Here is a 23,193-nt window from a genome sequence, read left to right as displayed (position 1 = left end):
AGACAAGGAGGAAACGGCTTTTTGTTGTAGTGTGCTTACTGTTATTGGGCCACTTTTGCTGTGTCTTGGACGTTCTCGGCTTTCTGCAAAGTATCCGTTACCACAGTGTCGTTAGACAAGGTTGTTGTCTTACTCGGCTGTTCTACCGGAGCCTTAGCTTGAGCCAAGAACGTTCCACCACAAACAAACATAAACAGGGCTGCTACTAATACTAATTTTTTCATAATTCATTTGCTTTTAGGTTGGTATATCTTATTGTTAAGTCTAAGTGCTTGCTTGTTGTAGCGCTTGTTGCTTACGTCTAATATAGTTCAAATGGTGTGCCAGAAAGAATGTGTGTTGGATAATATTCTGATAGTTAGTGATATATGTTTCTGTGCAAAGTGTGGCATAGTGTGGAAAAATGTGGAATGTGTGGAGGGGAGTGTGGAATAATTCCACACCTTTTAGTCGGATATGTTATAAAGCTTCAACTTGTTGTACAGCGTTTTGCGGTCAATGCCCAACAGTTGTGCAGCGCGGCTCTTGTTGTTTCCCGTCTGCCGCAAGGCTTCGATGATTTGATGCTTCTCTGCCTCCTCATTGCGGAGAGGGATACCGATGATGGCCGGTGCGGGTTCTTTCAGTTCATTCAGTTCGTTGATAGTAATGAATTTGCCTTGTGCCAGCAAGGTTGCACGGCGTACCATATTCTTCATTTGGCGTAGATTGCCGGGCCAGGGATATTCCAATAGGGCGCGGGATGCCTTGTCATCAAAGCCGGTCAGTTGCTTGTCCATTTCGCGGTTGGCCTGGTCCAGAAAGAAATTGGCAAAGAGCAGGATGTCTTCACGGCGGTCTTTGAGTTGCGGCATGCGTAGGGTGAATTCATTGATACGGTGATATAAATCTTCACGGAACGCCCCTTTTTCGATGGCTTGCTCCAGATTTTCGTTGGTGGCGGATACCAGACGTATGTCCACGCTTATCTCTTTGTTTGAACCTACCGGACGTATCTTGCGCTCTTGCAAAGCACGCAGCAACTGTATTTGCACTTCATAGCTCAGATTACCTATCTCATCCAGGAAGATGGTACCGCCGTTGGCTTCGACGAAAGCGCCCGTTTTGTCGGTCAGTGCGCCGGTAAAGGCGCCCTTTATGTGCCCGAAGAACTCCGAAGCGGCCAATTCTTTGGGAATAGAACCGCAATCGATGGCTACAAACGGCTGGTCGGCACGCTTGCTGAGCTGGTGGATGCGGTGAGCTACGTATTCTTTGCCCGTTCCGCTGGCACCATTGATGAGTACAGACATATTGGTAGGTGAAACCAGTTTCACATAATTGTAGAGTTGTTTGGCTGCGTCGCTCTCTCCCTCAAGGAAGTCGGAGGAGGACAATGAGCCTTCTGCACCCTTCAGAGGCTGATTTTTCATCTTGTCGGAATGCATCGTCTGTTTGGGTGAAACGGATGGTCTGTTTGGGGTAAACGCATCATCTGTTCGGGACGAATGCATCATCTGTTTCAAAGCGGAGGATGATGCATTCAAGGCTTCGCCTATTTTTTTCAGTAATTCGTCCGGGTTCACAGGCTTGGCAATGTAATCGCAGGCTCCCAGTTTCATGGTTTGGACGGCCGACTGTATGTCAGCGTATCCTGTCATGATGATAAGCGGTATTTGCAGGCCGTGTTCGCCCAGCCATTTCAATAAGTCAATGCCATCCTTGTCGGGCAGGCGCAGGTCAGACAATATCAAGTCTACGGTTTCCGACTCAATATGTTTTTGAGCACGGGCAATGCTGCTGACGGAGATTACTTGGAAACCTTTTTTGCCGAGCCATGTTTTTAGCATCATGCCGTAAGTAATATCATCTTCTACAATTAATATGGATGTCATTGCTTTAGCCTTTTATCTCTTTTATGTAGGCAAAGGTAAGTGCTTTTGTCTGATTTTAGTATATTTGCAAACTTAAATTAAATAAAAAACAAAATGAAAAGAAATCTTATTGTATTATTAACTATACTGGTTTGCGGTCTGATTGCTTGCAAGCCGGGACAAAAGAAAGAGGAAGATATGGAAAAAGAAACGAAGCTGAAGATTGAAACAAGTGCGGGTGACATCACCGTGAAACTGTATAATGAAACCCCGAAACATCGTGATAACTTTATCAAGCTGGTGGAAGACGGCACGTATGAAGGTACGCTGTTCCACCGTGTCATCAAGGACTTTATGATACAAGCAGGTGACCCGGAATCGAAGAAGGCTCCGAAAGGCAAGATGCTGGGGGCAGGCGACGTGGGTTATACCGTTCCTGCCGAATTTGTTTATCCGAAGTATTTTCACAAAAAAGGTGCTTTGTCGGCTGCACGCCAGGGTGATGAGGTGAACCCTGACAAGGCATCATCCGGCTGCCAGTTCTACATTGTGACCGGAAAAGTGTATAATGACTCTACCTTGCTGGGGATGGAACAGCAGATGAATCAGATGCGCTTGAACAATGCTTTCAACGCGTTGGCGCAGAAACACATGAAGGAAATCTACAAGATGCGCAAGAATAATGACCAGGACGGTCTGATGGATTTGCAAGATTCCTTGATTGCGCAGGCAGAGGCTCAGGTTGCCAAGGAACCGGAGTTCAAGTTTACCCCCGAGCAGGTGAAGGCTTATACTACCGTGGGCGGTACTCCACATTTGGACGGTGCATATACCGTGTTCGGTGAAGTGCTGGAAGGTATGGATATTGTTGATAAAATACAGAAGATCAAGACTGACCGTAACGACCGTCCCGAAGAGGATGTGGTTATTAAAAAAGTGACAGTGATAGATTGATGATAGATTCTGTCATTCCATTTTATGAAAATAAACAAAAAGATATTTGACAACGGTCTGCGGTTGGTGCACAATGAGGACACCAGCACGCAGATGGTTGCCTTGAATATTGTTTATGACGTGGGTGCCCGTGACGAACATCCCGAGCATACGGGCTTTGCCCATCTGTTCGAGCATCTGATGTTCGGAGGTTCGGTGCATATTCCTGATTATGACGCTCCTTTGCAATTAGCAGGCGGGGAGAATAATGCATGGACCAATAATGATATAACCAATTACTACCTGACGGTTCCAAAATCGAATGTGGAAATCGGCTTCTGGCTGGAGTCCGACCGCATGCTGGAACTGGCATTCAGTGAGCAAAGTCTTGAAGTGCAGCGTGCGGTAGTGATGGAGGAATTTAAACAACGTTGCTTGAACCAGCCGTATGGTGATGTGGGACATCTGCTTCGTCCTTTGGCTTATCAAACGCATCCTTATCGCTGGCCTACTATCGGGAAAGACCTCTCTCACATTGCCAATGCCACGCTGGACGAGGTAAAGGAATTCTTTTTTCGTTTTTATGCACCTAATAATGCAGTGCTGGCCGTTACCGGAAATATTTCGTGGGAAGAAACGGTTAGGCTGACAGAAAAATGGTTTGCTCCCATTCCCCGTAGGAATGTGCCCGTAAGGCAATTACCGCAAGAAGTTGTACAGACGGCGGAACGCCGGCAGACGGTGGAACGGAATGTTCCTCTGGATGCTTTGTTCATGGCTTATCATATGTGCAGCCGTGAGGATGCCGATTATTATGCCTTCGATATTCTGTCGGATATTCTGAGCAATGGACGTTCCAGTCGCTTGACCCGCAGGCTGGTGCAGGAGCAGAAGTTCTTTTCCAGTCTCGATGCCTATATCTCCGGTACACGGGATGCCGGCCTGCTGCATATCAGTGGAAAACCATCTGCAGGCGTATCTTTGGAGCAAGCCGAGGCTGCTGTCCGGAAAGAGTTGGAAGAGTTGAAATCCGGGTTTGTTGGAGAACAAGAATTGGAGAAAGTAAAGAACAAGTTTGAGTCTACACAGATATTCGGCAACATCAATTATCTGAATGTTGCCACGAATCTTGCCTGGTTTGAACTGACCGGACAGGCAGAAGACATAGACCGTGAAGTGGACAATTACCGCTCTGTGACGGCAGAACAGCTTCATAGGGTCGCCCAACAGACCTTCCGCGATGAAAACGGGATTGTGCTTTATTACCAAAAAGAAAACCTTTAGTATGAAAAAATTATTTGATACGTATAAGCAGCACTATAAAGCATTGCTTCTCCTGGGGCTACCCATTGTGGTGGGGCAGTTGGGAGTCATTGTGCTTGGTTTTGCCGATACGCTGATGATTGGGCATCACAGCACGGAGGAACTGGGTGCCGCTTCTTTCGTAAACAATCTGTTTACTCTTTGCATTATTTTCAGTACGGGCTTCAGCTACGGGCTGACACCGGTTGTAGGGGGCTTCTACGGTAACCGCCGCTTTGCCGAGGCAGGGCAGGCGTTGCGGTGTAGCCTGGTTGCCAATGTGCTGGTGGCTTTGTTGCTGACTCTTGTCATGGCTGTTCTCTATTTCAATGTGGAGCGGCTGGGACAGCCCGGAGAATTGTTGCCTCTAATCAAGCCTTACTATCTGGTGTTGCTTGCTTCACTGGTCTTTGTCATGCTGTTCAACGGTTTCAAACAGTTTACGGACGGCATCACCGATACCAAGACGGCCATGTGGATTCTGCTCGGAGGGAATGCGCTTAACATCGTAGGAAACTATATACTTATCAATGGAAAGCTGGGCTTTCCGGAGATGGGACTGCTTGGTGCGGGTATCAGCACCTTGTTCTCCCGCATTGTGATGGTGGTGGTCTTTGCGGCGATTGTGCTTCGCGGCCGCCGGTTTATCCGTTACAGGCTCGGCTTCATGCGGCTGGGGTGGTCGATGCCGATGTTCAGGAAGCTCAATGCACTGGGCTGGCCCGTGGGTATGCAGATGGGTATGGAGACCGCTTCCTTCAGTCTGAGCGTCGTCATGGTGGGCTGGCTGGGGACACTTGCCCTAGCATCGCATCAGATAATGCTTACTATCTCTCAGTTCACCTTCATGATGTATTATGGCATGGGCGCTGCGGTTGCCGTGCGTGTCAGCAACTTCAAGGGGCAGGGAGACGGGCAGAATGTGCGCCGCTCGGCGTATGCCGGCCTTCACATCATCCTGTGTATGGAGGTGGTGTTGCTGGGTATCGTCTTTGCACTTCGCGGTCAGGTAGGGGGATGGTTTACGGACAATGCGGAAGTGTCCGGCATGGTTGCCGCTCTCTTCTTCCCGTTCTTGATTTACCAGTTCGGCGATGGGTTGCAGATTAACTTTGCCAATGCCCTGCGCGGCATCTCGGATGTGAAACCGATGATGATTATTGCATTTATATCCTATTTTATTATATCTTTGCCCGTAGGGTACCTTTGCGGTTTCGTTTTCGGTTGGGGGCTGACGGGAGTCTGGATGGCTTTCCCGTTCGGACTGACCAGTGCGGGAGTGATGCTGTGGTTGAGGTTCCGTAAACAGACCAGGGAAAGGATTTGATAGTATGAATAATGTCTCCAAAGTAAAGATTGCCGTAGGCTACACTTTGTTGCTGGCGGTATTGTTCTTTTCCTTGTTTTTCGTACACCGGGAAATGGAGAACCTTATTCTTACTGATGACCGCGATGTACAATGGACAGACAGCGTGCTTGCCTTGATACGCGAGAAGGATACCAATACGATAAAAATGCTGCGCACGCTGAGTGAGGCGAATGACAGCATGGTATCCACCAGTGACATTGAGCAGATAATTGCCCAGCAGGACTCGGTAGTGACCCAGCAGCGTGTGCAGCACCGTATCATTACACATCGGGATACCGTCGTGACACGCCCTCGGAAGAAGGGGTTTTTCCGTCGTTTGGGTGAAGTGTTTGTCCCCCCAAAGAAAGATACGGCTATCCAGGTAAAGACCTCCCTTGAATTTGCAACGGATACGGTGATTGAACCCTATAATCCGGCCGATTCTTTGCATGAGAAACTGCGTGCCGTGGCCCAGCAGAAAAAAGCTGTAAACACTGTTATACAGCGACGTAAACGCTATCTGCAACGCTTGGACCATATGCTGACCGCTCGTATTGACAGCTTGCTGAAAGATTACGAGACGGAAACTCTGCTGCGTGCACGGACGGAAGCCGAGTATCAACAAGCGGTCCGACGCCGTTCGGCCAAGATTATCAGTGGCATTGCCGTAGGTGCGGTGTTGCTTTCCGCTTTTTTTCTTATTATCATCGGCCGCGACATAACCCGAAGCAACCGTTACCGTCGTGAGTTGGAAGAGGCCCGTCGTCGTGCCGAGGATTTACTCGCTGTCCGTGAAAAACTGATGCTTGCCATTACCCATGATTTCAAAGCCCCGCTCGGTTCTATTATGGGCTATGCCGACTTGCTTTCCCGTCTGACGGTGGATGAGCGTCAGCGGTTCTATCTGGACAATATGAAAACCTCATCGGAACATCTGCTGAAGCTGGTCGTTGATTTGCTCGACTTCCATCGTCTTGATTTGAACAAGGCCGAAATCAACCGGGTCACCTTTCATCCTTCCCGCCTGCTTGAAGAGATACACGTCAGTTTTGAACCACTTACGGCTGCCAAAGGACTGGCGCTTCATTGCGACATTGCCCCGGAGCTGGGCGGTACCTATATTTGCGACCCCTTGCGTCTGCGCCAGATTATCAACAATTTGCTGTCCAATGCCGTGAAGTTTACGGACCAAGGCAGTGTTACCATGACTGCCCGTTACGAGGACCGTCGACTGGTAGTTGCCATTGCTGATACCGGTAAAGGTATGGAACCTGCCGACCGGGAACGTATCTTCCAGGAGTTTACCCGCTTACCGGGTGCTCAGGGTAAAGAGGGGTTTGGACTTGGACTTTCCATTGTCCGTATGCTGGTACAGTTGCTTGAAGGCACGATTGATGTAGACAGTGTGCCAGGCAAGGGAAGCACTTTCACCATATATATTCCTATCTATCCCGTAAGGAGTGAAGGACGGAGAATGAAGGATGAAGAATCGGGATGTGCTGCCACGCCGAATGGCAATTCTTCATTCCCCGTTCCTCATTCTTCACTGAAGAATGTCCTCCTTATCGATGATGACCGTATTCAGCTTACCCTTACTGCCGCCATGCTTCAGCAGAGTGGTATAAATTCTGTCTCTTGTTTACAACTGGATGAACTGCTGGATGCCTTGCGCACTGCAACCTTTGATGTTCTGCTTACTGATGTGCAGATGCCTGCTATTAATGGTTTTGATTTACTGAAACTGCTTCGTGCTTCGAACATACCGCAGGCACAGTCTGTTCCGGTGATTGCTGTCACTGCCCGCAGTGACATGCAGCGTGAGGAATTTACGGTGCATGGATTTGCCGGATGCCTGCATAAGCCGTTTACCGTCAGTGAATTGCTACATGAATTGAATATGGAGGACAAAGGGATGGAGGTTATGGAAGTTTCGGAAACTTCGGCTTGCCCGGGGTATAAATTCTTTTCGCTCACTGCTTTTTCGGTCGATGACCCCGAGGCGGCAAAGTCCATTCTGGAAAGTTTTGTGGCTGAAACCCGCCTCAATGCGGAGCGTTTGCAGAAGGCTGTGGAGAATGAGGATGTGGACGAGATGGCTGCTGTCTCCCACAAAATGATTCCCCTCTTTACTTTAATTGGAGCAGCGGAACTGGTTGCATTGCTGAAACTGTTGGAAACTTCTCATGGAGTGCCTTTTACCGGAGAGTTGAAAGAACACGCCCTTGCCGCCCTCGTTTTGATAGAGGATGTCATTACTCAGGCAACAGCTTTTCCGTAATGGGGGAACAGAGAAGAATACGTGATTTTTTTCTGTCGGGAACCAAATGTCGAAAGAAATTGTTTACTTTGTAGGACTTTTAAATACGATGAAAGATTGACGTTCCGATGAGAAGAAAATGGTTGAGAACAGCACTGTGGGTGTTGCTTACTCCTATTATACTGTTTATAATATTGATGATATTGCTTTATGTGCCTCCCGTACAGAATTTGATACGGAAGCAGGCTACGGCAATTGCATCAGGTGCTACGGGTATGGACATATCCGTGGAGCGGATTGACCTTCGCTTTCCTTTGAATTTGTTGGTCCGCGGTGTATTGGTGGTACAGCCTGCCGACAGTGCTGTTGATGTGCAGCATCCCGATACCTTGCTGAATCTTGGAAGTTTGAACGTACGGGTACAGGCATGGCCTTTACTCAAAGGGAAAGTGGAGGTGGATGACATTACCTTGAAACAAGTTGCTGTCAACTCCTCCAATTTAATGGAAGGTATGTGCATCAAAGGAGTACTGGGGCATTTCTTTTTCGAAAGCCATGGCATAGACCTTACAAAAGAAGATGCCATCCTCAATAATATAGAATTGAGCGATACCCATGTGCAGGTGATGCTTGCAGATACCACTGAGACTCCCAAGGACACTACTGACACTGCGTTAAACTGGAAAGTCACACTCCATACTCTGAAGTTGAAGAACGTCTCGGTCGATTTACAGATGCCATTGGACTCCATGGGGCTGAAAGCCCATATAGGAGATGCTGAGATTGCGGACGCTGCTGCCGACCTGAAACACCAGTTCTATGGCTGGAGAAAATTCCTGCTGACTGGAACTTCTGTCAATTATGATACCGGTGGCCCGGGGAGTGCGATAGGCTTCGACCCCTCGCACATTGCTCTTCGCGACATTCGCCTGGGCATTGATTCTGTGATGTACTACGGCAGAGATATGAATGCCGTTATCCGGGAATTTTCCATGTATGAGCGTTCCGGTTTGAGTGTAACTTCCCTGACCGGGCGGTTGTTTGCCGATTCTACCGTTATCCGTATCCCTTCTTTGAAGTTGCTGACACCTCATAGTGAGATGAACCTTACGGCACAGACTTACTGGGAACTGATAAATATACCTACCACCGGCCGTCTGACAGCCCGTTTCAATGCCCGTATCGGCAAACAGGATGTACTGCTTTTTGCCGGTGGCTTGCCGGAAGCTTTCAAGGAAGCCTATCCGTTCCGTCCGTTGGTGATTCATGCCGGTACGGAAGGAAACCTGAAGCAGATGCAGATTTCCCGTTTTACGGCTGAGCTGCCCGGAGCCTTTTCGTTGAGTGGGGGAGGAGAATTCTGGAGCTTGACCGACAGTGTGAAACGTAATGGAAGCATGGACTTCGAAATGCATACGCAGAACTTGAACTTCCTGACCGGACTAGCTGACATTGCTCCCGATGGCTCCATCATTGTGCCGGACAGTATGCACCTTGCGGCACGTCTCGGTATGGAGGGGGCGCAGTGCACTGCCGCCCTGAAACTGAAGGAGAAGGAAGGCGCCTTGAATTTGGACGCCGCCTATAATCTTGCTACGGAAGCCTACCATGCCGACCTTGCCATCAACAACTTGCAGGTGCATCACTTCCTGCCCAAGGACTCTATCTATACTCTTACGGCAAAGATGTCCGCTAAGGGGCAAGGGGTGGATGTGGCATCACGAAAAACTGTGGCCGCTTTGAATGCCTCCTTGGAAAAACTACAGTATGGCCATTGGGACATTTCCGGTGTAGATGTGCATGCCGGACTCAAGTCATCCGTTGCTACCGTCCGTCTTGCCAGCGATAATGTCCTTCTCAAGATGCAGGGAAATGCGGATATGCGTCTTGACCGCAGCTATCTGGATGGCGCTTTGGATTTAAATGTGGAAGAGGTGAATCTGCATAAGCTGGGTTTGGTGCCCCGACCATTGAAACACCCGTTTGCCTTTACAATGGGAGCGGAGGCACGTCATGATTCTCTCAAGTTGAGGCTTGATGCCGGTGACTTGAATCTGCGTTTCCGCGCTCACAGCACGTTGAAGAAGTTGATGGAACAGTCGGATAAATTTGTCTCTATCCTGACAAAGCAGATTGATGAACGGCGTTTGGACCATGCCGCTTTGCGCCAAGTCCTTCCTTCAGCGGGCATGCATCTGGAAGCCGGTAACCAGAATCCCGTCAGCTATTTCCTGGCTGCAAAGGGTATTTCCTATAATGATTTCAAACTGAGCTTCGGATTTACTCCGCAAGTCGGCATCAATGGACGTACAGCTGTTCACGGATTGCGCATGGACTCCTTGCAGCTCGATACGATATTTTTTACAGTAAAGCAGGATACTGCCCGCATGAAGTTGCAAGGTGGTGTCATAAACGGTCCCAAGAACCCGCAGTTTGTGTTCCGTAGCACACTGACGGGTGAAGTCCGTAATGAAGATGCGGAACTGACTGTGGATTATGTGAATGGAAAAGGGCAGACCGGTGTTCTATTCGGTATTAATGCCCGTCCGTTGACCGAAGGACACGGTCGCGGTAATGGTGTGCTGCTGAACCTTATTCCTGCCGAGCCGATTATCGCTTTCCGTAAATTCCACTTTGCGGACAATAGTAACTGGATTTATCTGCATAAGAATATGCGCGTCTATGCCAATATTGATATGGACAGCGACGATGGTCTGTGTTTCCGTATGCAATCCGACAAGAATGATACCCTTTCCTTGCAGAATATAAACGTAGAACTGAGCCGATTGCGCTTGGATGAACTTACGGAGGTACTTCCTTATATGCCCCGGCTTACGGGATTGTTCTCCGCCGAAGCAAATTATATACAGACTGCCACTTCCCTGCAGGTGTCCGCCGAAGCCAATGTAGAGAAACTGACCTACGAACGCCAACCGGTTGGAGACATCGGCCTGGGGGCTACCTGGTTGCCGGGCGACAAGAATACGCACTATCTGAATACCTATTTTACATATGATAATGAAGAAGTGATGACCGCCGACGGTATCTTGACGCAGAAGAACGGAAAGGATACCCTGGAAGTGTCCACCCGTTTCGAGCATTTTCCATTGAAGATGGCCAATGCATTCATCCCTGACCAAACGGTGGCCTTTACCGGAGATATTGATGGAGGGCTTTATATTTATGGTTCGCTGGACAAGCCTCAAATGCATGGTGATATTGTTTTGGACAGTGTGTCTGTCTATGCACGCCAGGCGGGAGCACGTTACTGGTTCGACAACCGTCCGGTACAGATAAAGGACAATCAGTTGATATTTGATAAGTTTGCCATTTATACCACCAGCAAGAATCCGTTTACGATTGACGGTAAGGTTGATTTCCGGAATATGGAGCGTCCTACTGCCAACCTCAATCTGCTGGCAGAGAACTATACGTTGCTGGATGCACCGCGTACCCGCGAAAGTCTGGTGTATGGAAAGGTGTTCGTCGACTTGCATGCCACGGTGAAGGGGCCGCTTGACGGGCTCACGATGCGTGGAAACATGAATTTGCTGGGCAATACCAACGTAACCTACGTGTTGACCGATTCCCCTTTAACGGTGGAAGACCGTCTCAGTGGGCTGGTTACCTTTACCTCGTTCACCGATACGACGTCGGTAAAAGCAGATGAGGTTCCTGCCATGTCTTTGGGAGGATTGGAAATGTATATGTCCGTCCATATTGACGATGCTGTCCGTCTTCGTGCTGACTTGAGTCCCGACCGCAGCAAATACATCGAACTGGAAGGTGGCGGTGATTTGAATATGCAGTATACTCCCCAAGGGGATATGAGCCTTACCGGACGCTATACCCTTTCGGGTGGCGTCATGAAATATTCGCTGCCTATCATCCCGTTGAAGGAGTTCCAGTTCAATCCCGGCAGTTATGTGGATTGGCGGGGGAATATTATGAATCCTACGCTGAGTCTGAAGGCTACGGAACGTATGCGTGCTTCTGTGGCCGATGGTGACGGGGACGGTTCGCGCATGGTGAACTTCGATGTTTCCATTTCCATCAAGAACAGGCTTGACGCTCCCGATTTGATATTCGATATTTCGGCGCCCGAAGATGCCGCAGTAGAGAATGAGCTGCAGGCAATGGGTGCAGAAGAGCGTAGCAAGCAGGCCATTGCCATGCTTGCCACGGGTATTTACCTGAACAGTGGTGCCAAAGGAGGAGGTTTGTCAATGGGAGCCGCCTTGAACTCAGTGCTTCAGAGCCAGATAAACTCCTTGGCGGGAGGTATAAAAGGGGCCAATATCAGTGTAGGTGTGGAAGACCGTACCTCTGCTGAAACGGGTGACACGCAGAAAGACTTCAGTTTTCGTTATTCCCAGCGTTTCTTCAACGACCGCGTACAGATAGTCATCGGTGGAAAAGTGTCCACCGGGGCCAATGCCACGAACGATGCGGAATCATTCATTGACAATATATCGCTGGAATACCGTCTTGATGCGTCGGGTACTCGATATGTCCGTGTATTCCATAATAAAAACTACGAAAGCATACTCGACGGTGAGATAACCGAAACGGGTGTCGGCCTTGTGCTGCGCCGGAAGATGGACCGATTGAGTGAACTCTTCATCTTCAGGAAGAAAAAGATAAAACCGGAGGCTGAAAATAGCGATATGAAAAAGTAGGAATGTGATATGAAACGACTGATATTATATATTGCAGGATTGATATTTCTGGCAGGTTGCTCCACCACGAAGCACTTGCCCGAGGGGGAGATACTCTATACCGGCCAAAAGCCGATGATTGTATTGAACCGCAGTGAAACGTCTGTTGGTGAGATTGCTATGGAAGAGGTGGAAGCCGCCCTTGCTACGGCACCGAACAATTCGTTGCTGGGAAGCTCTACTATCCGCTATCCCTTTCCTTTCGGACTGTGGATTTACAATGGTTTCCAGAAGTATGAGAAGGGATTCGGAAAGTGGATATTCAATAAATTTGCCGCCACTCCGGTGCTTATGTCTACGGTGAATCCCGATATACGCCAGAAGGCGGCGGTTAACTTGCTGCGCGATTATGGCTATTTCAACGGAAGCGTCAGCTACAAGACATTTATCGACCCGAAGGACTCGCTGAAGGCAAAGTTGCAATATACGGTGAACATGCGTAACCCCTACTTTATAGATACGGTATATTATCGTGGTTTCAGCGAGCGTACCACTCGCATTATGGAGCTGGGACGCCGACGTTCCCTTATCAGTTCGGGAGAACAATTCAATGTGGCTGATCTGGATGGGGAGCGTACCCGTATCAGTACCCTGCTGCGTAATGTGGGCTGTTATTATTTCCGTCCCGACTACCTGACCTATCAGGCCGATACCATGATGGTTCCCAATGGGCATGTCCAGATGCGCTTGATTCCCGTTCCCGGTATGCCAAAGGTAGCCGAGAAGCAGTTCCGTGTGGGGCGTAAATCCGTCTATCTTCTTGGAAAGCAGGGGCAGGAACCCAATGACAGCATGGATTACAAAGGCTTGACCATACATTACTACAACAAACCTCCGGTACGTCCCAACATGCTTTACCGTTGGTTGAACTATCAAGGTTATCGGCGGAAACGTCAGATACAGGACAGCGCAGGTATTGCCCGCCAGCGTTCTATGCAGAGTTTGTATAGTTTGTACCGTCAGACCCGTATTCAGGAGCGTCTGGCAAGCGTCGGTATTTTCCGTTATGCGGAGATGCAGTATATACCGCGTGATACGGCGTTTGTGTCTGATACATTGGATGTGAGGGTCATTGCCGCGCTCGATAAACCCTACGATGCGGAGTTGGATTTTAATGTCACCATGAAGAGCAATAACCAGACGGGACCGGGTGCCGCTTTTACGGTGACGAAGAACAATGTCTTCGGTGGCGGTGAAAGCTGGAATGTGAAGTTGAACGGTTCGTACGAATGGCAGACGGGCAAGTCAAGTTCTTCCCTGATGAACAGCTATGAACTGGGGATTTCCACTTCTCTCATCTTTCCGCGCGTGGTGTTTCCTAGGATGGGCGACCGTGAGTATGACTTCCCGGCTACAACGACTTTCCGTTTATATGCCGACCAGATGAACCGTGCCAAGTATTATAAGCTGCTGGCTTTTGGCGGTAATGTCACTTATGACTTCCAGCCCAAATCGACTTCCAGGCACAGTATAACTCCTTTCCGTTTGACATTCAATGTGCTGCGTAATCCTACTGCCGCTTTCGATACGTTGCGTGCCGAGAATCCGGCACTCTACGTTAGTTTGCGCGACCAGTTCATTCCTGCCATGGAGTACACCTATACTTATGACAACGCTTCCGTGCGCGGCAAGCGTAACCCCATCTGGTGGCAGACCACCGTTGCGTCGGCCGGTAACCTGACTTCTGCCGTCTACCGTATTTTCGGCAAGCCGTTCAGTGAGGAAGGAAAGAAGCTTTTCGGGGTACCTTTTGCACAGTTCCTGAAGCTGAACTCGGAATTCAGGTACCATTACCGGATAGACAAGAACCAAATGATAGCCTCGCGTATTGCCGGAGGGGTGATATGGTCGTATGGCAACGCTACGACTGCACCTTATACGGAACAGTTCTATATCGGCGGTGCCAATAGTGTGCGCGCCTTTTCTGCACGCAGTATAGGTCCGGGCGGCTATCCTCCCGAGACGGACAGAAAATATACCTATATCAACCACGTGGGTGATATTCGCATAGAAGCCAATATCGAGTATCGCTTCCGTATGATTGCCGACTTGCATGGAGCGGTGTTTCTGGATGCCGGCAATGTATGGCTGATGCGTAAGGACGAAAATCGCCCGAACGGTGAGTTCACCTTGAAGAATTTCCCGAAACAGATTGCTTTGGGTACGGGATTCGGCTTACGCTATGACCTGGACTTCCTTGTTTTCCGTCTGGATTTGGGTATCGGGCTTCACGACCCGTATGATACCGGAAAGTCGGGATATTACAATATTCCTAAGTTCAAGGATAGTATGGCACTGCATTTTGCCATCGGTTATCCGTTCTAAATGTACGTTTTTGAACGGATAGTGGTAAAGAATGAACTAAAACTCCCTTTTGTCAGACATAAATTTTTGTACATTTGCAACCGTTATCAACTATGATACACTAACCTTTTTAAATAATAACTAATATGAAACCAACTTTATTCTTATTGGCAGCCGGTATGGGCAGCCGTTATGGTGGCTTGAAACAATTGGACGGATTGGGACCGAATGGCGAAACTATCATGGATTATTCTATTTACGATGCCATCAATGCCGGTTTTGGCAAGCTCGTTTTCGTAATCCGTAAAGATTTTGAACAGGACTTCCGCGACAAGATTATTTCCAAATACGAAGGCCATATTCCCTGCGAACTGGTATTCCAGTCCATAGATGACCTTCCTGAAGGCTTCACCTGCCCCGAAGGCCGTACCAAACCTTGGGGAACCAACCATGCTGTAATGATGGGTGCCGATGTAATAAAGGAACCGTTTGCTGTTATCAATTGCGACGATTTCTACGGTCGTGACTCCTTCCAGGTAATGGGCAAATTCCTTGCAGCCCTTCCCGAAGGCTCCAAAAACGTATATTCCATGGTAGGCTTCCGCATCGGCAATACGTTGAGCGAGAGCGGTACCGTATCCCGTGGTTTGTGCGGAACGGATGCAAACAACTTGTTGACTTCTGTAGTAGAGCGTACCAAGATTCAGCGTATGGACGGCGAGGTGAAGTACATCGATGATAACGGTGAATGGACTGCCACTCCCGAGACGACTCCGGTCAGCATGAACTTCTGGGGCTTTACTCCCGATTACTTTGCTTACAGTGCAGAGTTTTTCAAGAGCTTCCTGAGCGACCCGAAGAATATGGAGAATCTGAAAAGCGAATTCTTCATCCCGCTGATGGTGGATAAGCTGATTAACAATGGCACTGCTACCTGCGAAGTGCTCGATACAACCAGCAAGTGGTTCGGTGTGACTTATCCCGAAGACCGTCAGAGTGTAGTCGACAAGATTCAGGCTTTGGTGGATGCGGGCGAGTATCCTGCGAAGCTGTTCTAAGAAGAACTTGAATACTTTACTATAAGGAAAGGCTGTTTCACGTTGCATCGTGAGGCAGCCTTTTTGTGTATAGTGGGAGAGTCTGCCGGAAAGCTCTGTATTTGCGTTCTTTGTGATTATTTTTTAGACGCGGATGACGCGGAGTTTTCATATTTCAATCCGCGTCATCCGCGTCTAAGCGATAGCAGATATAAGTTTTCGAACACTGAAGAGGAGAATACCTCTGCAATGAAACAAATGCTTCTCTTTGCTGATATGTTGTAAGCTAAAATACAGATGTTTGAACGAAGTATAATGAAAGACTTGCGCAAGTGGGCAGATAATCCTTATAGGAAACTTTTCGATAGATAAGGTGCAGACCATAGAAGGTAAAAGCTTCCGGCTGGTGAACTTACCATTTTATTTATTGGCTGCTTTGCCGGAGGTATTGTCGAAGTTATAGTGTCTTTTTGTCTCTTAATTGGCAGGGTTTTGCCACCGCATTGGCAAAAGTTTGCCAAAGGTGTGGCAAGGGGTTGGCAAAACTTTTCTCTGATTGTCAGTGTATTACCGTTATGGACGATTGTTGAGTTCTGAACAGTCCCCCAATGAATAAAAATCCGTAAAAACAGTATAATCTCTCCTCGAAAGCAATAAATTGTAGTCGGATATTTGTTTTATCCTCTTGAACCGATTACTCATATTTTAAAATCGAGAGATTATGAATCAAAACAATCTTTTTGCCTACATGGCATCCGTCGTTTCCCAACTGAAGGAGGAACGGCGTATGGGCACCGCCCATGTGTATCAGAGCACTTTGCGACGCGTCATGGAATTTGAAGGAGAGGAGACTCTGGATTTCAAGGACTTGACTCCTGCCTGGTTGAAGAGCTTTCAAGACCATCTGCTGGACAGCCGGTTGCAGTGGAACACCGTCTCCACCTACATGCGCATGCTCCGTGCCATTTACTTCCGCGCGGTGGACGACGGTGTTGCGCCCTATCGTTCGCGGCTTTTCAAAGGTGTATATACCGGCACCAAGGTGACGGTGAAGCGCGCGGTGGGCGAAGAGACCTTTCGCAGGCTCAGCGCTCCCGTCGATGATGAATCCCTGGAGTCGGCGCGTTGCCTTTTCCTGCTGCTGTTCATGCTTCGCGGCATCCCGTTTGTGGACATCGCCTATATGCGCCGTTGCGACATGCATGGCAATGTCATTGCCTATCGCCGCCGCAAGACGGGGGCATGGCTCACGGTGCGCGTCGAGCCCGAAGCTATGGAGCTTATCCGGCGTCTGAAGAACCCCGATGAGTCATCACCCTACCTTTTCCCGTTTATCAGCCGTCCGGGCAATAACGAATACCGCCAGTACCAAAATGCGTTGCGCCACTTCAATTATTGCCTTGGCAGGCTGGCACGGGATATGAGTGGGGTGGAAGGGCTGAGCAGCTACAGTGCCCGCCACAGTTGGGCTACCATTGCCAATTTCAGGAGCTATCAGCAGGAGCTCATCAGCAATGCCATGGGACATTCCTCGGTCAAGGTAACCGAAACTTACTTCAAAAAACATTCGGACAAACAAATACAAGAAATGAACAGGGGCATACTCTCGTATGTCTTTGATGGATATAATGCTTGGAATTAGGAGTTTACGACAAATCTGCTTCCTGGCGAATACTATGCCGGACATCCGTTACTTTGTAGGTAACGGGAATCTTTTCTGTTCGCAAATATCAACATGATTTTTTTAATTAGCAAGAAAAAAGCGACTTTTTCTTATCAAAAGTTGAAAATAGCCCCAGAAAGGCTTTCTGAGCGGTATTTTCTTATAATACAAGGCAATGCAGTTTGAGAAAATGCATAACGCCGGTGCTCCCGTGTTAGGTTAAATTAACACGGGCTGTCTGTTCATGTCTTCCTTTTTCTTTCCATGGTTCCCTTGAACAGTAGTGTATTTTACTACATAAGCGGCTTCTGCGGCCTCCTATGGTCGTTTCCCGTTACCTACAAAGTAACGGGACTGTTAAATCATCCCCTTTCCGGGGATGCCATGGACACGTACTAAAATTACACACATACTAAATATGAAGAATATGAGAAAAAGTGTTTGCATAATCTTTCTGATGATCGGCATCTCCCTGTCTGCCCAGAATGTGGCGGTAAAGACAAACCTGCTCTATGATGCCACGACCACCTTCAACCTGGGTGCCGAAATAGGCCTTTCCCCCCGGTGGACGTTGGATTTGTCCGCCAATTATAATCCTTTTTCATTTTCTGACAACAAGAAGTGGAAGCACTGGATGGCGCAGCCCGAGGCGCGCTACTGGTTCTGCGAACGCTTCAACGGACACTTTATGGGACTTCATCTACTGGGGGGACAATACAACGTGGGGGGCGTGAAGCTGCCTTTCGGCATCTACCCCTCGGTGGAGGACTACCGCTATGAGGGCTACTACTACGGCGCGGGCCTTGCCTACGGCTACCAGTGGGTGCTGGGCAAGCACTGGAGCTTCGAGGCAAGCCTGGGCCTGGGCTACGTGCGTGCGCACTACGACCGCTACGACTGCCCACGCTGTGGCGAATGGAAAGGCAAGGGAGACAAGAATTATCTGGGGGTGACGAAAGCCGCCATCTCCCTTATTTATGTAATCAAGTAAACAGAAGGAGGACATGGAAATGAAACGAATGCTATATGTCACGGGCCTGCTGCTGTGCACCTCCTTAGGAGGATATGCGCAGGAGGGCAACCTTATCGATGTGAAGGTGGTGAACGAAGAAGTGAAGAAACAAGGTAGCGAGGTGAGCCTGCGCATGACGCTGGACTTGACCGGCCTGCGTGTGGGTAATCAGAAGAGCGTGTGCCTGCATCCGGCAGTGGTCTCTGCCGACGGCACGCACGAAGCCGTGCTCGCCCCCGTAGTGGTGGACGGCAAGACGCGCAGCCGCGTGCACCGCCGCGAGAAGGCGCTGACAGGAGCCTCTCCTGCCACGGACAATGCCTACACGGTACTCCGCTCCGGGCGTGAGAGCCGGGTGGAATATATCGCCAAGCTTGCCTATGAGCCCTGGATGGTGGACAGCCGCCTAGTGCTGCGCGAGCGGATGACGGGCTGCCTGGACTGCACGGCGGCCACGGAAGAATCGACGGTAAAGGCACCTTTCATAAAGCTTTTCACCCCGCGGTATGTCACGCCTTTCGTTACACCGGAGCGTGAAGCGGTGAAGGTGCGCAACGAGGTACGCGTGGCACGCCTGCAATTCCGCCAGGGAAAGTCGGATGTGGACCCGCGCTACAAGGACAACCGCGCGGAGCTGGAAACGGTGACAGGCTCCATCAACGTGGTAAAAACCAACCCCGACCTGACCATTACGGGCATCTACATCACCGGCTACGCCTCGCCCGAAGGCTCGGTGGCTTTCAATCAGAAGCTGTCCGAATCGCGTGCAAACGCCCTGGCCGAATATGCCCGGAAAGATACCCACATGGATGCTTCTCTGTGGCACGTCGCGGGCATGGGTGAGGACTGGGAAGGCCTGCGCCGCGAAGTGGAGAAGCACCCGCAGTTGCTGGACATCGACAAGGTGCTGAGGCTTATCGACGAGTGCGAGGGCGACAAGGACGCCTGCGAGAAGCGTATCCGCGAGTCCGTATCACCGGATGTCTATACCCGCCTGCTGAACGAGATGTACGGCCCGCTGCGCCGCAACGAATACAAGATAGAGTACAGCGTGCGTAGCTTCAACCTGGAGGAGGCAAAGAAGCAGATAAAGACCCGCCCGGACCTGCTGAGCGTGGAGGAAATCTACACGGTGGCGGAGTCTTATGGCAAGGGTACTGCCGACTATGAAGAAGCGCTGCGCATAGCTGCCGCTACTTATCCCAAGAACGCCGCCGCTGTGGTGAATGCCGCCTGCCTGAAGATGGAGGGCAGAGACGTGCAGGGAGCTATCGCGATGCTGGAGGCTTCGGAGGTGAAAGAGGACGGCAGGGTGCTGAACGCGCTGGGTGTGGCGTATGCCAAGCAGAAGCAGTACGACCGTGCAAAGGCGGTGCTGGAGCAAGCAGTGCAGGCAGGAAGCCGGGAAGCACGCACCAACCTGGAGCAGGTGGCAGGCGTAGTGGCCGACTTGTAAGAAAGACAGAACAGATACATAAAACGAATATTTTTTACTAATACTTTAAATTATGAAGTTAAACAGATTTTTTATGCTGGGTTTGGTCGGATTGGCATTCGCGGCATGTGGGAATGAAGATGAAGCTGAAAATGCTTTGGCTCAAGGTAATGGTGCAGTCAGCATCAAGATTGTGTCTCCGACTGCAAATAGTCGTGCGGTGACTTCGGACTCTCCGGATGGTACAATAAAAGTAACAGGTCCTGCTACGGTGTCTTTAACTGCTACTTTTGATGGTGAAGAGAAAATCAAGACGATTGACTTGGCAAGAGGAGAAACTGAAGCTAAATTTTGGAATGTGACAAATCCTACGCTGGTAACCGTATCAATGAATGACGGTACGAAAGTTTACACAACAAGTATTAACGATGTTACAATGCAGGTTACTGAGAGTATTCCTGCTTATGGTGAAACCAAAGACTTCACCTATAATAACCGAACAGGCACTCCGACTCTAGAAGACATCACGAATGGAGACAATACGGGAGCAAAAGATGGTGATACTGATAAAACGTTCTTCATGTATGAAGCTACCGTAGACTTGAAAATTCCTGTAGCACGTTTGGAGGTATCAAATATTAAGCATAAAAAGGAGGTTGAATCTGTTAAATGTGAATATGCAACATTGACTATTGATGGTGTCTATATGGATAATATCAGACCGACTGGAACAGGTGATTTGACCGATTATAAGTTCCCTGGTGACAATGGGGGAACAGCTTCCGGAACTGACGCTATCTTGTTTGATGCTATCCCAGCAGAAGGAAATGCAAATAATTTTATGGATTATGATTTATCTTGGCCGGCAGCGGATGAAGATGGCAAAGCCCAAGTGTTTGCTTATAACTTCTATGCTCCGGAAACAGGAGATGATACTTCTGTAAATCCGATTTTTAAAATTTATTTCAAGACGGCAACACCGAGCAACACGGGCGAGATAATGGCAACACCTCGTTATGCTAAAATCGTGAACTACAAGTCTGAAGTGAATGGTGCTCCTATTGTGTTGCTTGCCGGTCATGTTTACCGCATTACAGATGTTCAACTGGAAGATAAGAATATCTCCGGTGGTGAAGGTGGTGATGAGCTGTGGGGTGTAACTGTTACTGTAAGAGAGGCTGCATGGCAGGTTGAAACCACTTATGCTGATTGGGCAGAATAATTATCTTCCCACACCAATTAAGAATTTCTTTTTCCCCGCCTCCTTTCCACAGGCTGCGGGGAGGACCCTTTCTCTTTTTCTTTTCTTGTTTGAAGAAAAATGACGTATCATATAACCGAAAACGTATGACAATGAAACAATTAAAGAAACTCATATTACTGTCGCTGGTTCCCGTCCTGACAACCGGTTGCATAAAAGAAGATATGGACGATTGTGAAAACGTCGCCATCTGTTTCCGTTACAAGGCCGACGGAGATAAGGATGTGCTGCGCCAATACATGGACAAGATTGACCTGTACGTTTTCGATGCCAACAACCGTCTTGTCGACCAAAGGACATACAATCAGGACGCCTTGAATCCCGCCCAAGAAGCACCCTCCTTCAAGCTACCCCAAGGCACCTACAGCGTGGTGGCAGTGGGAAACGCCTACGGCAAAACCCAGGTGAAGGACATCAACTCCACCGACCTCTCACAAATCTACATACAGCATCCCAACTGGGGCACAGCCTCCGCAGTGGACGGGCACGACCACAACTACATGGGAAGCAAGCAAATCACCGTGCCCGGCAGCAACAAGTTCCTGCGTGACACGCTCGACCTATTCAGCTCGCACATCAACGTAGACATCGAGATACACGGCCTGCCCGCCCCCGGCGAGGCAACACGCGCCGGTATTCCCTATAAGCTGAGCATCGAGAAATCGAATGCCCAGACCGACTTCAACAACGAGATTAACGAGGACGAAAAGGGTACCTGCTACCCCGAACTGGTGTACGACTCCCAGACCGGCGTCTACCACACCAACGACCTCACCCTCTTCCGCATGGACCACAACGACGTGTTGTCCCCCGTCTGCTGTACGCACCTCCTTCGCCTGGAGGACGCCGACGGCAACACCTTGGTGACTGGCAGCATCTACAACTACCTGCAACAGCACCTCAAAAGCATTGATGTGACCAAGCAGGAAGCCTACCTGCCCATCAGCATTGTGTTCACTCCGGTAGGAGTCACCATCAAGGTCCCCTCATGGTATGTGGAAGACGTAACACCCGACTGGCAATAAAAACAAGGAGGAACGATATATGAAAAAAATACTGAAGAAATACAGTCTGGCGGCAACCTTGATGGCAATCCTCTGCCTACTGCCCGCCTCGTGCATCACCGATGATGCCCCCGCCGCCACCGAGAAAGCAACGGTGACGATGACGTTTACGACGAGGGCGGTGACGGATGATACAAACGGAAGCAGCCTATTGGATAATGAGCAGATGCGGACTTTGCATGTGATTATGGTAAGAAGCAGTGACTCTGAAGTGATATTGAATGAAAGATATGACATCGCTCCCGAGGTAACTTCGCAAACAATCACTTACAATGACCTTGTTGTAGACAAGAATAATGGTACTGAATTTGATTTTTATGCCATTGTGAATGAAGGTTCTCTTACACTAACTGAGGAGGTAACAGAAATTTTGAATAGTAAAACTACTATTGATAACGTTTCTCTATTGGAGAATGTGATACTGGGAGAAAATGGTTTTGATTTTCAAAATCCTCCAACAGATAAAAAACCATTGCCACAAACTGTAATGAGGAAAAATGTTCGTTTAGAAGCTGAAAAATCTCAAAATGTGGCCTTGCAGTTACAATTTCCGGTGGCAAAGGTATGCTTGAAGTTTATTAATAATACCGATAAGGAGCAAGAGCTTACTAATATTAAAATGCCGAATGTGAAACCTAATAAGGGTTATCTTTTCGTTAAAGAAAACAACCTGCCAACTCAAATTTCTTATACAGATTTACTATTAAAAGAAAGTATAACAATAGCTTCTTCCCTAAAAGAATCTGAAGAAATTATCAGCTATCTCTATCCGGGACATATTGGTACGGGATATGAGTTGGTTACTAACTGGGAATATGTGGGACCACAATCGTTGAAGCTGCAAAAGAACAATGAAACTTTAACCCACCTTAGTGCCGGAGAGTGTCTGAATATAATCGTCACCTTGAATTCAACTCCGAAAGATACTGAGTTACAGTGGACCATCAGTGGTTGGACAAAGGAAGAAATAGATGTGCCATTTGAATAATGGATAGGAGAAATTTGT

15 protein-coding genes and 1 pseudogene are annotated in these 23,193 nt (G+C 48.8%); 14 read left to right on the top strand and 2 right to left on the bottom strand.

The features are described 5' to 3' along the window. Positions 1-41 precede the first annotated feature (41 nt). On the bottom strand, positions 42-224 hold the full coding sequence (locus tag DWY55_RS02825; protein WP_005828596.1) for a hypothetical protein: 183 nt from the start codon (positions 222-224) through the stop codon (positions 42-44). A 222-nt stretch (positions 225-446) separates the two neighbouring features. After that, on the bottom strand, positions 447-1,874 hold the full coding sequence (locus tag DWY55_RS02820; RefSeq protein ID WP_022402237.1) for a sigma-54-dependent transcriptional regulator: 1,428 nt from the start codon (positions 1,872-1,874) through the stop codon (positions 447-449). Between the two features lie 93 nt (positions 1,875-1,967). Between DWY55_RS02820 and DWY55_RS02815 the strand changes: the two genes are divergently transcribed. From DWY55_RS02815 to DWY55_RS02755, 14 genes and pseudogenes are all read left to right on the top strand, one after another. Beyond that, the gene (locus DWY55_RS02815) at positions 1,968-2,807 is read left to right on the top strand and encodes a peptidylprolyl isomerase (RefSeq protein WP_117878709.1); all 840 of its coding nucleotides are present in this window, start codon (positions 1,968-1,970) and stop codon (positions 2,805-2,807) included. Positions 2,808-2,831: 24 nt separating this feature from the next. Continuing rightward, a complete protein-coding gene (locus tag DWY55_RS02810) occupies positions 2,832-4,070 on the top strand; it encodes a M16 family metallopeptidase (protein ID WP_005834912.1) in 1,239 nt (412 codons plus the stop codon). Position 4,071: 1 nt separating this feature from the next. Next, the gene (locus DWY55_RS02805; protein ID WP_008665947.1) at positions 4,072-5,415 is read left to right on the top strand and encodes an MATE family efflux transporter; all 1,344 of its coding nucleotides are present in this window, start codon (positions 4,072-4,074) and stop codon (positions 5,413-5,415) included. Between the two features lie 4 nt (positions 5,416-5,419). After that, the gene (locus DWY55_RS02800; RefSeq protein WP_009037266.1) at positions 5,420-7,714 is read left to right on the top strand and encodes a hybrid sensor histidine kinase/response regulator; all 2,295 of its coding nucleotides are present in this window, start codon (positions 5,420-5,422) and stop codon (positions 7,712-7,714) included. A 107-nt stretch (positions 7,715-7,821) separates the two neighbouring features. Beyond that, positions 7,822-12,372: a translocation/assembly module TamB domain-containing protein gene (locus DWY55_RS02795; protein ID WP_009037265.1), complete on the top strand. Its 4,551-nt coding sequence runs from the start codon at positions 7,822-7,824 to the stop codon at positions 12,370-12,372. Between the two features lie 9 nt (positions 12,373-12,381). Further along, entirely contained in the window at positions 12,382-14,736 is a 2,355-nt protein-coding gene (locus tag DWY55_RS02790) for a BamA/TamA family outer membrane protein (RefSeq protein ID WP_005828585.1), read from the top strand. Positions 14,737-14,861: 125 nt separating this feature from the next. Then, positions 14,862-15,773: an NDP-sugar synthase gene (locus DWY55_RS02785; RefSeq protein ID WP_005828584.1), complete on the top strand. Its 912-nt coding sequence runs from the start codon at positions 14,862-14,864 to the stop codon at positions 15,771-15,773. Positions 15,774-16,473: 700 nt separating this feature from the next. Beyond that, positions 16,474-17,394, top strand: a complete 921-nt coding sequence (locus DWY55_RS02780; RefSeq protein ID WP_005828581.1) for a tyrosine-type recombinase/integrase — start codon at positions 16,474-16,476, stop codon at positions 17,392-17,394. A gap of 439 nt (positions 17,395-17,833) precedes the next feature. Continuing rightward, positions 17,834-18,406, top strand: coding sequence for a DUF3575 domain-containing protein (locus DWY55_RS02775; RefSeq protein ID WP_005828576.1), 573 nt, complete (start codon positions 17,834-17,836; stop codon positions 18,404-18,406). A 13-nt stretch (positions 18,407-18,419) separates the two neighbouring features. After that, positions 18,420-18,725, top strand: a pseudogene (locus DWY55_RS22265) (DUF3868 domain-containing protein); the annotation flags it as partial. 243 nt (positions 18,726-18,968) lie between these two features. Then, positions 18,969-19,883: an OmpA family protein gene (locus DWY55_RS22260; RefSeq protein ID WP_243633631.1), complete on the top strand. Its 915-nt coding sequence runs from the start codon at positions 18,969-18,971 to the stop codon at positions 19,881-19,883. 52 nt (positions 19,884-19,935) lie between these two features. Next, positions 19,936-21,084 carry a hypothetical protein gene (locus DWY55_RS02765; protein WP_005828571.1) on the top strand — a complete coding sequence of 383 codons (1,149 nt, stop codon included), beginning with the start codon at positions 19,936-19,938 and terminating at the stop codon, positions 21,082-21,084. A gap of 131 nt (positions 21,085-21,215) precedes the next feature. Then, positions 21,216-22,148: a FimB/Mfa2 family fimbrial subunit gene (locus tag DWY55_RS02760; protein ID WP_008665958.1), complete on the top strand. Its 933-nt coding sequence runs from the start codon at positions 21,216-21,218 to the stop codon at positions 22,146-22,148. Between the two features lie 19 nt (positions 22,149-22,167). Next, the gene (locus DWY55_RS02755; RefSeq protein WP_005828567.1) at positions 22,168-23,175 is read left to right on the top strand and encodes a hypothetical protein; all 1,008 of its coding nucleotides are present in this window, start codon (positions 22,168-22,170) and stop codon (positions 23,173-23,175) included. The last annotated feature ends 18 nt before the right edge of the window (positions 23,176-23,193 follow it).

The organism is Bacteroides sp. AF25-38AC, from assembly GCF_003602995.1.
GTDB lineage: Bacteria > Bacteroidota > Bacteroidia > Bacteroidales > Bacteroidaceae > Bacteroides > Bacteroides uniformis.
Note: the sequence above shows the minus strand (reverse complement) of the source record. Positions and strands in the feature narration are given on the sequence as shown.

What these genes read in the sequence shown, in the direction of transcription:
- DWY55_RS02760 (WP_008665958.1), top strand. Translation starts at nt 21,216, where the DNA reads ATGAAACAATTAAAGAAACTCATATTACTGTCGCTGGTTCCCGTCCTG.
- DWY55_RS02795 (WP_009037265.1), top strand. Translation starts at nt 7,822, where the DNA reads ATGAGAAGAAAATGGTTGAGAACAGCACTGTGGGTGTTGCTTACTCCT.
- DWY55_RS02755 (WP_005828567.1), top strand. Translation starts at nt 22,168, where the DNA reads ATGAAAAAAATACTGAAGAAATACAGTCTGGCGGCAACCTTGATGGCA.
- DWY55_RS02765 (WP_005828571.1), top strand. Translation starts at nt 19,936, where the DNA reads ATGAAGTTAAACAGATTTTTTATGCTGGGTTTGGTCGGATTGGCATTC.
- DWY55_RS02820 (WP_022402237.1), bottom strand. Translation starts at nt 1,874, where the DNA reads ATGACATCCATATTAATTGTAGAAGATGATATTACTTACGGCATGATG.
- DWY55_RS02800 (WP_009037266.1), top strand. Translation starts at nt 5,420, where the DNA reads ATGAATAATGTCTCCAAAGTAAAGATTGCCGTAGGCTACACTTTGTTG.
- DWY55_RS02785 (WP_005828584.1), top strand. Translation starts at nt 14,862, where the DNA reads ATGAAACCAACTTTATTCTTATTGGCAGCCGGTATGGGCAGCCGTTAT.
- DWY55_RS02815 (WP_117878709.1), top strand. Translation starts at nt 1,968, where the DNA reads ATGAAAAGAAATCTTATTGTATTATTAACTATACTGGTTTGCGGTCTG.
- DWY55_RS02780 (WP_005828581.1), top strand. Translation starts at nt 16,474, where the DNA reads ATGAATCAAAACAATCTTTTTGCCTACATGGCATCCGTCGTTTCCCAA.
- DWY55_RS02810 (WP_005834912.1), top strand. Translation starts at nt 2,832, where the DNA reads ATGAAAATAAACAAAAAGATATTTGACAACGGTCTGCGGTTGGTGCAC.
- DWY55_RS02790 (WP_005828585.1), top strand. Translation starts at nt 12,382, where the DNA reads ATGAAACGACTGATATTATATATTGCAGGATTGATATTTCTGGCAGGT.
- DWY55_RS02805 (WP_008665947.1), top strand. Translation starts at nt 4,072, where the DNA reads ATGAAAAAATTATTTGATACGTATAAGCAGCACTATAAAGCATTGCTT.
- DWY55_RS02775 (WP_005828576.1), top strand. Translation starts at nt 17,834, where the DNA reads ATGAAGAATATGAGAAAAAGTGTTTGCATAATCTTTCTGATGATCGGC.
- DWY55_RS02825 (WP_005828596.1), bottom strand. Translation starts at nt 224, where the DNA reads ATGAAAAAATTAGTATTAGTAGCAGCCCTGTTTATGTTTGTTTGTGGT.